The 12600-nt window shown below is 62.0% G+C and carries 11 protein-coding genes and 1 other annotated feature; of the genes, 4 read left to right on the forward strand and 7 right to left on the reverse strand.

Going from position 1 to position 12600, the window contains the following annotated elements; genetic code table 11:
- Positions 1-134 precede the first annotated feature (134 nt).
- From rnd to ACZ9IL_RS07155, 7 genes are all read right to left on the reverse strand, one after another.
- Positions 135-1247: a ribonuclease D gene (rnd, locus tag ACZ9IL_RS07125; protein WP_476002887.1), complete on the reverse strand. Its 1113-nt coding sequence runs from the start codon at positions 1245-1247 to the stop codon at positions 135-137.
- Positions 1248-1338: 91 nt separating this feature from the next.
- Positions 1339-3015, reverse strand: coding sequence for a long-chain-fatty-acid--CoA ligase FadD (gene fadD / locus ACZ9IL_RS07130; RefSeq protein ID WP_476005313.1), 1677 nt, complete (start codon positions 3013-3015; stop codon positions 1339-1341).
- Between the two features lie 196 nt (positions 3016-3211).
- Positions 3212-4051 (reverse strand): alpha/beta fold hydrolase, encoded by an 840-nt coding sequence (locus ACZ9IL_RS07135; RefSeq protein ID WP_476002888.1) that lies wholly within the window; start codon positions 4049-4051, stop codon positions 3212-3214.
- A gap of 26 nt (positions 4052-4077) precedes the next feature.
- A complete protein-coding gene (locus tag ACZ9IL_RS07140) occupies positions 4078-4596 on the reverse strand; it encodes a Slp family lipoprotein (protein WP_476002889.1) in 519 nt (172 codons plus the stop codon).
- A 41-nt stretch (positions 4597-4637) separates the two neighbouring features.
- Positions 4638-5351 carry a tRNA (adenosine(37)-N6)-threonylcarbamoyltransferase complex dimerization subunit type 1 TsaB gene (gene tsaB, locus ACZ9IL_RS07145; protein WP_476002890.1) on the reverse strand — a complete coding sequence of 238 codons (714 nt, stop codon included), beginning with the start codon at positions 5349-5351 and terminating at the stop codon, positions 4638-4640.
- Positions 5352-5471: 120 nt separating this feature from the next.
- Entirely contained in the window at positions 5472-7409 is a 1938-nt protein-coding gene (locus ACZ9IL_RS07150; RefSeq protein WP_476002891.1) for an ATP-dependent DNA helicase, read from the reverse strand.
- Between the two features lie 128 nt (positions 7410-7537).
- Entirely contained in the window at positions 7538-7780 is a 243-nt protein-coding gene (locus tag ACZ9IL_RS07155; protein ID WP_476002892.1) for a hypothetical protein, read from the reverse strand.
- A 185-nt stretch (positions 7781-7965) separates the two neighbouring features.
- Positions 7966-8094 (forward strand) — a sequence feature (His leader region).
- Between the two features lie 25 nt (positions 8095-8119).
- On the opposite strand from ACZ9IL_RS07155, the gene hisG reads away from it, so the two are divergent.
- Genes hisG through hisB form a run of 4 tightly spaced genes read left to right on the forward strand, consistent with a single transcriptional unit; the run spans position 8120 to position 12588 of the window.
- Positions 8120-9016, forward strand: coding sequence for an ATP phosphoribosyltransferase (gene hisG, locus ACZ9IL_RS07160; protein WP_476002893.1), 897 nt, complete (start codon positions 8120-8122; stop codon positions 9014-9016).
- A 10-nt stretch (positions 9017-9026) separates the two neighbouring features.
- Positions 9027-10346: a histidinol dehydrogenase gene (hisD, locus tag ACZ9IL_RS07165; protein WP_476002894.1), complete on the forward strand. Its 1320-nt coding sequence runs from the start codon at positions 9027-9029 to the stop codon at positions 10344-10346.
- Positions 10343-11440, forward strand: a complete 1098-nt coding sequence (gene hisC / locus ACZ9IL_RS07170; RefSeq protein ID WP_476002895.1) for a histidinol-phosphate transaminase — start codon at positions 10343-10345, stop codon at positions 11438-11440. The genes hisD and hisC overlap by 4 nt, the downstream gene beginning before the upstream one ends.
- Before the next feature lie 14 nt (positions 11441-11454).
- Positions 11455-12588 (forward strand): bifunctional histidinol-phosphatase/imidazoleglycerol-phosphate dehydratase HisB, encoded by a 1134-nt coding sequence (gene hisB / locus ACZ9IL_RS07175; protein ID WP_476002896.1) that lies wholly within the window; start codon positions 11455-11457, stop codon positions 12586-12588.
- The last annotated feature ends 12 nt before the right edge of the window (positions 12589-12600 follow it).

Genomic DNA, 12600 nt, shown 5'->3' on the forward strand with positions numbered 1-12600 from the left:
ATCGTTACCGTTGAGCTGGTCTCGTCGCCCGGCGCTTCTCGCTATCTTGCCATTCACGCGATGGCGAATAGAAAAGGGAAGCCATGGGCTCCCCTTTATCCTTTTTCCTGCTCAGCAAACAGCAGAAAAGCCTACTACTGGGCCAGCAGATGGCCTACCAGCTCCAGACGCCAGCCTTGCAGCAGCATCGGCTTGTCGGCGCGCGCGCGCTCCTCGTCATTCATGCGCCAGCTCCAGGTGAAGTACTGGTGAATGATCTTCTTGCTCGCCACCAGCTCGGGCGGGATGTTGTGGGCCTTGGCCTTCTCTTCCACCATGGCCTTGATGCGCTTGAGCTCGGCCTTGTACTGGGGGTAATCCACCAGTCGGCGAATGGGCTCGGGCCAGGAGTCCGGCGCGCTCTGCTGGGCCGAGGCGACGATATCCAGCATCCGCTTGCCGTGGATCTTGATCTCGATCGGCGCCAGTCCCAGCTCGTTGAGATCACGCAGTGACGTGGGTTTGCGCTCCGCCACCTTGAACAGGTGCAGCTCCTTGACCACGAAGTTAAGGGCCAGATCCCGGCGCACCGCCTCCTGCTGACGCCAGGCGGCCAGCTCGCGCAGGATGGCGAGTTCGCGCCGTCCCAACTGCCAGGCGTTGATGATCTCGAGGTAGGCCTGACGGGGATCGCTGCCCTGGGTCTTGCGGGCGCAGTGGTTCTGGCACTCCTGCTCGAACCAGGCCTGTTTGCCGCTGTCGCGCAGCGCGGCCATCACCTTGTCGTAGAGCGGCATCAGATAGAACACATCCGCCGCCGCGTATTCGAGCTGACGGTCGGTGAGCGGGCGGGCCAGCCAGTCGGTGCGGGCCTGATCCTTCTCCAACTCGACGCCGAGGAACTCCTTGACCAGGGCGCCGAAGCCGACCGAGACACCGTGGCCGAGGAAAGCCGTCGCCAGCTGGGTATCATGCATCAGGTTCGGCAGATGGCCTGCCTGATGTTGAATGAGCTCCAGATCTTCACCCGAGGCGTGCAGTATGGCGATCTGCCCTGCCCGGCCGAGCCGCTGCCATAGTCCGGACAGGTCCAGAGTCAGGGGATCCAGCAGCGCCAGCTGGTGGCCATCGTAGATTTGAAACAGACCGAGTTGGGGATAGTAGGTACGGGTGCGCACGAATTCGGTATCGATGGCCAGGGGTACATCGGCCAGAGAAGCGAGATACTGTTCCAGTTCGGCTTGCTGAGAAATGAGTTGATATTGCATCGTTACCTGCACCTTGGTCGGAAGTCGGGACCCGGAAAGAAAAAACCGTGGGATGACCCACGGTTTTGCATGACATCAAGCTGTCTGCCCGCTATTGCTTGGCAATTTCCTCGTCGCGCAGCACGCGGCGCAGGATCTTGCCCACATTGGTCTTGGGAAGTTCGTCACGAAATTCTACCAGTTTCGGTACCTTATAGGCAGTCAGATGTTTGCGGCAGTGCGCAATAATCTCGCCCTCCTGCAGGGTTGCATCTTTCTTGACCACGAAGATCTTCACCAGCTCGCCGGACACCTTGTGTGGTACCCCCACCGCCGCCACTTCCAGCACCTTGGGATGCAGCGCCACCACGTCCTCTATCTCGTTCGGATAAACGTTGAAGCCGGAGACCAGGATCATGTCCTTCTTGCGATCGACGATCTTGAAGAAGCCCTGTTCGTCGCACACGGCGATGTCGCCGGTACAGAGCCAGCCATCCTGCATCACCTCGGCGGTCGCCTCGGGGCGCTGCCAGTAACCGGTCATCACCTGGGGTCCGCGCACCTGCATCTCGCCGGGGGCGCCCTGCTCGGTGATGACCTGGCCCTTGTCATCCACCAGACGGATCTCGGTGGAGCAGACCGGCAGACCGATGGAGCCGTTGTAGTCCACCAGATCGTAGGGGCAGACGCTCACCAGCGGCGAGCACTCGGTCAGGCCGTAGCCTTCCAGCAACGGGGTATCGGTCAGCGCCTTCCACTGCTCGGCCACCGCCCGCTGTACCGCCATGCCACCGCCTATGGTCAGTTTCAACCCGGAGAAGTCCATGCTCTGGAACTCGCCGTTGTTGACTAGCGCATTGAACAGGGTGTTGACCCCGGTGATGCAGGTGAAGGGGTACTTCTTGATCTCTTTGACAAAACCCGGGATATCGCGGGGATTGCTGATGAGCAGGTTGTAGCCACCGAGGCGCATGAACAGCAGGCAGTTCACGGTCAGGGCGAACACGTGGTAGAGCGGCAGCGCCGTCACCACGAACTCCTTGCCCTTCTCCAGCACCGGGCCATAGACCCCGAGGCACTGCTCGACGTTGGCAATCATGTTGCGGTGGGTCAGCATGGCGCCCTTGGAAAGACCGGTGGTGCCGCCGGTGTATTGCAGGAAGGCGATGTCCTGGTTGCTGATCTCCGGCTTGATATACTGCAGGTAGCGGCCCTTGGCCAGCGCTTGGCGCATGGTGCTGGCGTGGGGCAGGTTGTATTTGGGCACCAGCTTCTTGACGTACTTCACCACGAAGTTGACCAGGGTGCCCTTGGCCAGCCCCAGGTTGTCCCCCATCCGGGTCAGGATCACGTGCTTGACCGGGGTGTCGTAGACCACTTTCTCCAGGGTATGGGCGAAGTTGGAGACGATGACGATGGCCTTGGCGCCGGAATCCTTGAGCTGATGCTCCAGCTCGCGCGGGGTATAGAGCGGGTTGACGTTGACCACCGTCATGCCGGCCCGCAGGATGCCGAACACGGCGATGGGGTATTGCAGCAGGTTCGGCATCATCACCGCCACCCGGTCGCCCTTGCCGAGCTTGAGCTCGTTTTGCAGGTAGGCGGCGAAGGCACGGGACTGCTCCTCCAGACGGCGATAGGTGATGGTCTGCCCCATGTTGACGAAGGCGGGCTGATCGGCAAACTGGCTCACCGACTCTTCAAACATCTCTACCAGAGAGCCGTATTGGTCTGGATTGATCTCGGCGGGGACCCCTTCCGGATAACGTTTCAGCCAGACTTTTTCCACGAACTTGTCCTGCATAACTAGCACCTGTGCGCTCACTGTGTTGCCTCCGTCCCTGTCCACATCCATTTCAATCGCTTGTTTTAAGCTCAAGCTCTAATGCCGCCATATTTACATAAGGCAACATCGATTAACAGCAAATTAACAACGAGAAATGTGAGGGAGAAAGCAAACCTGAAATGATGTAAAGCCGTTGATCCTAACGGATCTGGCAAAAGTTTTCGATATAAACGGCGGTATCTGCTGAATTTTCCATATGAAAGTGATGATTTCCTGCCACCACAGCCATTTCTATCTGCCTGAAGGCGTCCGCCCGCTGCTGCCACTGCTGGATCAGGGCCGGGAATCCCTGCTCCCCGCGCACAAAGAGCACGGGGCACTCGATGGCCCGGATCAGCGCCCTGGCCTGCCCTTCGCTCATGCGCATCGGCGACAAGTCCCGCAGCCTGGGGTCACTGCGCCAGTGCCAGCGCCCGTCTCGTGCGATCAGCTGCCGCTCGCAGATGAGACGCGCAGCCTGCACGTCGATATCCGCCACCTTGCAACGGGCGGCCACCGCTTCATCGAGAGAGGCAAACCCCACCGCGGCCCGCTCACGGGTACGGCTGCGATTCAAGATGGCGCGGCGCAATTGCTCCGCCACCGCCTCGTCGGGCTGGCTGAGCGGCCCCAGTCCCTCCAGCATGATGAGGCGCTCGACTTGCTCGGGGAAGACACCGGCATAGGCACAGGCAATCAAGGCGCCCAGCGAATGGCCGAGCAGCACGAAGCGCTGCCAGCCCGCAGCCCGGCATATCTGATGGAGATCATCGAGCCAGTCGACGAAGACGTAAGGCGTCAGCTTGTGATCCGAGTGGCCGTGACCCGGCAGTTCGACGCAGATGAGGTGGAAATTGTAAAGATAAGGGGCAAGCGGCAGAAAGCTGGCCCCATTGTCGAGCCAGCCGTGTAGAGCGATGAGCAGCGGCTTGCCCTGCCGGTCGTTATCCAGCAGGGCAACCTCGCGGCCATCGGCCAGCGGCAGTCGGTATTCGCGCATCGACCCCGTGCCCGGCTCGGTGCTCATCACCAGTAGCGGTGCAGCGACCGTCTCGGCCAGTAGGGATCATAGAAAGGGTCGTAGAAGTAAGGGTCCGCGTAGCGGATCTCCACCTCTTTGACCGGCGGCCACAGCTTGCTGGCGGTCACCTTGAGCACCGAGAAGCGGTACTGGTGCTTGCCAATCGCGCTCTCCTCCGGCGTCTCCAGGGTGCCGAGCACCGTCAGGCTGCGGCCCTTGGCGTAGAGGCCGGGATCCACAAAGCCCTTCATGATGGCGAGGAAACGCCCGGGGCTCTGCTCTGTCTGCTCCGGCATCCCGTTGCTCTTGAGCGGCAGATAGACCACCTCGATGATGCTCTGATCCTGCTCGTTGTGCACCGCCGCGATGATCCCGCTCCAGCGCGCCGGCTTGCCATTCATGCCTTGCAGCGCCGGCTGATAGGCCACCAGCGCACTCTCCGGCTCATAGGCCAGCTCCTTGGGCACCGAGCTGCAGGCACTGAGCAGCAGCCCCATCACACCCAGCATGATCATGCGTTTCATCGTTCTGACTCCTTCGCCGGGCAACTGCCCGCGATTCACCGTTATTCGCGACCCGGCAGTTTCTTCCAGGTCACCTTGTCACGCAGGTACACAGGGGTCGCTTGCTCGACCGCGACCGCCTCCCCCGCCAACCAGGCAGTGCGAGCCAGCGGCAACATGTCGAGTGTCGCCGGGAAACGCACTGCCTGACTCCTTATCAGATCTTCGGCCAGATTGGCCAAGGTTTCACCATAGGTTTCAAACCCCGTGCCCACCGCCGACCACTGGCCCGTCAGGGCACCATCGGCAGTCAACGCCGCCGCCAACAGGGTCGGTTCGCTCACTACTTCCTCTCCCACCAGCTGCATGCAACCCGCCTGCAACTCATAGCGACCGAAGTAGACTTCGTTCATGCGCGCATCGATGGCGCTGAGTACCCGGGTTGCCCCCTCCAGCCGGTGGACGCCCTGCGCCATGGCTGCCAGGGTCGAGACGCCGATGAGCGGCACGCCGGCTCCGAAGGCCAAGCCCTGGGCCACGCTGATGCCAATCCGCACCCCGGTAAAGGAGCCTGGACCGCGGCCGAAGGCAATGGCGTCGAGTTGGTCCAACGATATTCCGGCGTCCTCTAACACAGCCTGAACCATGGGCAGGATTTTACGGGTGTGATCCCGCGGCGCCTCTTCCCAGCGGGAGAACAGCTTGTCGCCCACCAGCAGAGCGGCGGAGCAGGCTTCGGTGGCGGTATCAACGGCCAGGATCTTCAACTCATCCATTCTCTTTATTCTCTTCACATCAGTCAGTTAGATCATCGGCAGAACGATTCTCTGCCCTTTATGCAAATCAGCTTTCAAGGAGCCTTGAGCCCCTCGATGAGAACGCCGGTGTGGCAGCGTTCAGCGGCGGGCCGGATCATTCCCGGATGAGCCGCTTCGTTCGAAAAAATCACCCAGCGTGGCAAGCTCCCGGGTTCGGGGAATGACCGGCAGGCTCTTGATAAAGGTGGCGCCATAGGGCTTGTTGACCATCCGTGGATCACAGATCACCAGCACGCCGTGATCAGTACGATCACGAATGAGTCGACCGACACCCTGCTTCAAGGCGATCACCGCCTTGGGCAGCTGGATGTCGGCGAAGGGATCCCCGCCCTTGAGCTTGCAGTCATCGACCCGCGCCTTGAGCAGGGGGTCATCGGGGCTGGCAAACGGCAGCTTGTCGATGATAACACAGGACAATGCGGCGCCCCGTACGTCTATCCCCTCCCAGAAACTGCTGGTGGCCACCAGCACGGCGCGGCCGTTGTCCACGAAGGTCTTGAGCAACCGCTGCTTGTTGTCCTCCCCCTGCAGCAAGACGGTGCGACCGATCTCCCGGCGCAGCACCTCGGCCACCTGGCGCATCACCTGATGACTGGTGCAGAGGAAGAAACAGCCCCCCGGCGTCTTGTTGATGAGCGGGATCATCAGATTGGCGAGCAGCTCGCCCCGACCGAAGGCATTGGGTTCGGGCAGGAAGCGCGGCACGCACAGCCGCGCCTGTTCGCCGTAATCGAACGGGCTGTCGAGAATAAGCTCGGCGCTGCCGGCGAGTCCGAGCTCCGCCACAAAGTGATCGAAGCGATTGTCCACCGTCAGGGTCGCGGAGGTGAATACCCAGGCCACCTCGGGGCGCAGCACCTCGGCGCCGAAGCGCTCGGCCACCGACAGCGGGGTAAGATTGAGCGAAAAGTGCAGCCGCGAGCAGTCATACCAGTAGGAGAAACCGGTCTGGTTGATGGCGAGCACCTCCCCGAGCCGGGTGCGCAGCTCGCAGATCCGCTCGAAGGCGTGATCGAGCTGCTCGCCGCGCCCGAGCGCGAGTTTGAGCACCTCGTAGCACAAGCCCAGCGCATCGTTGAGCCGGGCCAGCGCCTGAGCCCAGAGCGGCTGACGCAACATGTCGCGGGTATTGCCACGGCCTCCCTCCACTCCGAAGGCGAGCCGCAGATCCTGACTCGCGATGGAGAGTCGATCCGCTGCCTTGCCGAGTTGAGCCATGTCGTGGGCCTCGGCGCGATAGGCGAGCTGGATATCCTGCGCCAGATCCAGAATGGTGCGGCTGCCCACCGCCTTGCCAAAGTAGTTGGTGGCAATCTCCGGCAACTGGTGCGCCTCATCGAACACATAGACCTGCGCTTCCGGCACCAGCTCGCCAAATCCGGTGTCTTTTACCGCCATATCGGCGAAGAAGAGGTGATGATTGATCACCACCACCTGGGCATCCATGGCGCGGCGGCGAGCCACCACCAGGTGGCAGTCGTCGTAATAGGGGCAGTCGCGGCCGAGGCAATTCTCGTTGGTGCTGGTGATATGGGGGAGGATTTCGGCGTTCTCCTGCAGCCCCGGAATGTCTCCCACATCACCGGTCAGGGTGGCGGTAGACCAGGACTTCACCTTGACCAGATCGGTCAGCACCTCGGGCTTTTGCAGATGGGATTCGCCGAGCAGGCGATTCATGCGCTCGATGCACAGGTAGTTGCTGCGCCCCTTGAGCAGGGCCACCGGCGGGGTATAGGAGAGCGCCCCGGTGATGGTGGGCAGATCCCGGTAGAACAACTGCTCCTGCAAGTTTTTGGAGCCGGTGCTGATCACCACCCGCTTGCCGGATTCGAGCGCCGGCACCAGATAGGCGTAAGTCTTGCCGGTGCCCGTCCCCGCCTCCACCAGCAAGCGACCGCCGCTCTTGATGGCGCGGGCCACCGCCTCGGCCATCGCCAGTTGCGGCGCGCGGGCGACAAAGCCATCGATGTGGCTGGCCAGGGGGCCGTCAGGCTTGAACAGGGTCTGTATGGTCAAAGGGGAGTCCCGCGCAAAAGCGGTCATTATGCCAAAAGTGCGGACAAAGCGGGATCGTTAAATGAGGTACCGACCAAGGGTTGTCAGGACTGAGTGAAGTACCGGTCACAAGCTAGCCAAGGGCCTGCTCAGACGAAGATATCGATCCGGTGCTCGGGGTCCGGCTTGTGATCGTCATCTTTAGTCACGCTCTGATCATGTCTTGGCGGGGATGGCGGTTGCTGCCGTGACTGGGAGCCATCACCGTCGGCAGTGGTTTTACGCAGTTGATGCTTCTGGCTGACTTGAGTCACCTCCCGCTTGATGTCATCGGGGCTCGGGGACGCCGGCGCCCGTGGCAAGATGGGGAATAACAGGTCCTGACTGGGCATGATGCGACTCCGGCTGAGCTGGTTGATTAGTTATCGACCGAACAATCGTTTTCTTGATTTTAATCCATCAAGTCACATTCTCGGGTTGCAATTTCCGTCAAGGTCGGTAATGTAAATCAGGCGTCATCTACGACATCTTTTTCGTAAAGGATTCATTACATGAAGTTCAATCAACTGAAGACTCATCACCACCATCATCATCCCGAATAGTCTTTCAGGAGGTTGACTGCTGGAAGACACTTAACTGGTGACTTCCAAAAGGACCGCAAGATTCATAAACCCTCGGAAGCACACACTTCCGAGGGTTTTTTCGTTTTTGACCAGTAAGGAAATCGAGCAATGGAAACACAACGTCTGCGCATCGCCATGCAAAAATCCGGTCGCCTGAGCCAGGACTCCCAGGCTCTGTTCAAGAGCTGCGGCCTCAAGATCAACTTGCGCGAGCAGCGTCTCATCGCCCACGTGGAAAACATGCCCATCGACATCCTGCGGGTGCGCGATGACGACATCCCGGGGCTGGTGATGGAAGGGGTGGTCGATCTGGGCATCATCGGCGAGAACGTGCTGGAAGAGGTGCAGCTCATTCGCGCCAGCCAGGGCCAGCCGTTTGCGGTCAAGACCCTCAAGCAGCTCGATTTCGGTGGCTGCCGTCTCTCCCTCGCCATTCCCGATGACGTGGAGTATCAGGGGCCTGCCAGCCTCGCGGGCAAGCGCATCGCCACCTCCTACCCGGGTCTGCTCAAGCGCTTCTTTGACGAGCAGGGGCTCAGCTTCAAGAGCGTGATGCTGGGTGGCTCGGTGGAAGTGGCACCGCGTGCAGGCCTGGCCGACGCCATCTGCGATCTGGTCTCCACCGGCGCGACCCTCGAGGCCAACGGCCTCAAGGAAGTGGAAGTGATCTACCGCTCCAAGGCGGTGCTGGTGCAGGCTCCCAACCCCTTGAACGCCGCCAAGCAAGCCATCATCGACAAGTTGTTGCCCCGCATCCAGGGCATGCAACAGGCCCGCGAGAGCAAGTACATCATGCTGCACGCTCCCAAGGACAAGCTCGATGCCATCACGGATCTGCTGCCCGGTGCCGAGCGTCCCACCATCATGCAACTGGCCGGTGACACCAATCAGGTGGCGCTGCACGTGGTATCCAGCGAGACCCTGTTCTGGGAGACCATGGAGCAGCTGAAGGCGCTCGGTGCCAGCTCCATTCTGGTGCTGCCCATCGAAAAAATGATGGAATAAGGAGAGACACATGCAGACCCTGATCTGGAAGACCCTCTCCCCCGCCCAACAGGCCGACGTGCTGACCAGGCCTGCCTTGAGTGACGAGGCCGACATCGGCGCCGTGGTGCGAGATATCATCGCCGCCGTGCGCAGCCGGGGCGACCAGGCCCTGCGCGAGCTGAGCCTGCGCTTCGAGCGCGTCCCTCGCGAGCAGTTGCGAGTGAGCGAGGCCGAGACGGACGCCGCCTGCGCGCGTCTCGGTGATGACATCAAAGATGCTATCAATACGGCCATTAACAACATTCGCACCTTCCACGCAGCCCAAGTGCAGCCGATTGTGCGGGTGGAAACCCAGCCCGGCGTCGTTTGCGAGCTGCGAACCCAGCCCATCAGTCGGGTCGGCCTCTATGTGCCGGGGGGCAGCGCGCCGCTCCCCTCCACCGTGATGATGCTGGCGATTCCGGCCGCCATCGCCGGTTGCCGGGAGGTGGTGCTCTGTACCCCGTCCCCCGCCAGCGACGAGATCCTGTTTGCCGCCCGCGCCTGCGGCGTGCGCCAGGTGTTTGCCATCGGCGGCGCCCAGGCCATCGCCGCCATGGCCTATGGCACCGAGAGCATTCCGAAAGTGGACAAGATCTTCGGCCCGGGCAACGCCTACGTGACCGAGGCCAAGGGGCAGGTCTCCCGCGATTGGCGCGGCGCCGCCATCGACATGCCGGCCGGCCCCTCCGAAGTGCTGGTGATTGCCGACGAGAGTGCCAACGCGGCCTTCGTGGCGGCAGACTTGCTCTCCCAGGCCGAGCACGGCCCGGACAGCCAGGTGGTGCTGGTCACCACCTCGCCGCGCCTGGCCGATGCCATCGGTGGCGAGATAAAAGCGCAGCTGGCCCGGCTCAGTCGCCGCGATATCGCAACGCAATCCCTCGGTTCAAGCCTGGTTGTCCTGTGCGACAGCCTCGACGAGGCCTGCGCCATCTCCAATGCCTACGCCCCCGAGCACCTGATAGTGCAGACCGAGGCGCCGCGGGACCTCTTGGATCGGCTCGAGAACGCCGGCTCCATCTTCCTCGGCCAGTGGACACCGGAATCGGTGGGGGATTACGCCAGCGGCACCAACCACACCCTGCCCACCTATGGCTATGCCCGCACCTGCTCGAGCCTCGGGCTTGCTGACTACCAGCGCCGCTACACGGTGCAGGAACTGAGCCGCGAGGGCATCCAGGGGCTTGGCCCCATCGTCCAGCGCATTGCAGAGGCAGAGGGGCTCGATGCCCACAAGAACGCCGTTACCCTGCGATTGAACGCCCTTGCCCTCCAACAAAAAGCACAGCAGAAGGATTTGTCATGAGCATCGCCAATCTGGCTCGTCGCGTGGTGCGGGCCCTCACCCCTTATCAGTCTGCCCGCCGCATCGGTGGTAACGGCCATGTCTGGCTCAATGCCAACGAGGCACCGCTGGCCTACCCCTTCACCATCGAGGGAAGCCGCCTCAACCGCTACCCCGAGTGCCAACCGGCCGCGGTGGTCAACGGCTACGCTGCCTATGCGGGGGTGAACCCGGACCAGGTGCTGGTGAGCCGCGGTGCCGACGAGGCCATCGAGCTGCTGATCCGCACCTTCTGCGAGGCCGGGGAGGATCAGATCCTCATCTGCCCGCCCACTTACGGCATGTACGCCATCAGCGCCGAGACCTGCGGCGTCGGCATCGTCGAGCAGCCGCTGACCGCCAGCCGCCAGCCGGACTGGCCCGCCATCCAGGATCGCCTGTCAGACGTGAAGCTGGTATTCCTCTGCTCCCCCAATAACCCGACCGGGGATCTGGTGGGCCGCAAGGGCCTCATCAAGCTGCTGGAGAAGGCCCAGGATCGCGCTCTCATCGTGGTAGACGAGGCCTACATCGAGTTCTGCCCGGAGGCGTCCGTGGTCGACCTGCTCACCCGCTTCCCGAACCTGGTGGTGACTCGCACTCTCTCCAAGGCCTTTGCGCTGGCAGGCATCCGCTGCGGCTTCACCCTGGGGGATCCGGAGGTCATCGCCATGCTGGCCAAGGTGATAGCGCCCTACCCCATCCCCGAGCCCATCGCCCAGATCGCGGCCCAGGCACTCTCCCCCATGGGGCTGGAGCTGATGCAGGAGCGGGTGATCGAGCTCAACAAGCAAAAAGCCATCATCAAGGCCGAGCTCACCAAGCTTCCCTGCGTGAAGGAGATCTTCGAGGACAAGGGCAACTTCGTGCTGGTGCGTTTTGACGATGGCGCCAGCGTCTTTGCCGCCATGAAGGCCGCCGGCATCATACTGCGGGACTTCTCCACCAAGCCGGGGCTCGATAACAGTATCCGCATCACCATCGGCTATCAGGGAGAGATGGATGCGGTGCTCGAGGTGCTGCGCAATGTCTCTGCCAACCACATACCCGCCGACAAGCTGTCTGCCACTCGCTGATAAGGATGTAACAGATGAAGACCCCGTTTTTGTTTATCGACCGCGACGGCACCCTGATCGAGGAGCCGGTGACCGACAAGCAGGTGGACAGCCTCGCCAAGCTGCGCTTCGAGCCCATGGTGATCCCGGTGCTGCGCGAGCTGCAGGCCGCGGGTTACGTGCTGGTGATGGTGACCAACCAGGATGGGCTTGGCACTGCCAGCCTGCCCCTTGAGAACTTCCAGCCGCCTCACGACCTGATGATGCACCTGTTCGAGTCACAGGGCGTCAACTGGGAGCAGGTGCTGATCTGCCCTCACTTCCCGACCGACGGCTGCAGTTGCCGCAAACCGAACCTCGGGCTGGTGAAAGAGTACCTCGCCTCCGGTCGCATCGATTTCGCGAACTCCTTCGTGATTGGCGATCGGCAGACCGACCTGCAACTCGCCGACAACATGGGCATCCGTGGCATCCGCTACCAGCCGCAAGATCACGGCTGGCTCGCCATCCGTGATCAGCTGCTGTCCAAGGGGCGGATCGCCGAGGTGGAGCGCTACACCAAGGAGACCCGCATCCAGGTGGCGGTGGATCTCGACAAGAGCGGCGGCAACCAGATCGTCACCGGCATCGGCTTCTTCGATCACATGCTGGATCAGATTGCGACCCACGCGGGTTTCAGGTTGAAGCTCAAAGTAAGCGGCGATCTTCACATCGACGATCACCACACTGTGGAAGACGTCGGCCTCGCCTTGGGTCAGGCCCTGCGCCAGGCGCTCGGCAGCAAGCGCGGCATCGGTCGCTTCGGCTTCGTGCTGGCAATGGACGAGGTGCAGGCGGTGATCGATGGCCGTCCTCGCCATAGCGATGACGCAGCCCCCCTCACCGAGCTCGACGTCGCCACCGCGCTGGACCTGAGCGGTCGCCCCTACTTCGTGTTCGACTGCCCGAGCGGCTTTGGCCGTGACAGCGTGGGGGAGATGGCCACCGAGATGGTGCCGCACTTCTTCCGCTCCCTGTCGGACGCCATGGCCATCACCTTGCAGATGAAGGTCGGCAGCGGCAACACTCACCACCAGGTGGAGGCGCTGTTCAAGGGCTTCGGCCGCGCCCTGCGCCAAGCCATCCGGGTCGAGGGAAGCGAGTTGCCCTCCAGCAAGGGGGTGTTGTGATGACGAAGCAGA

It is taken from the genome of Aeromonas sp. TECH754, from assembly GCF_056279295.1.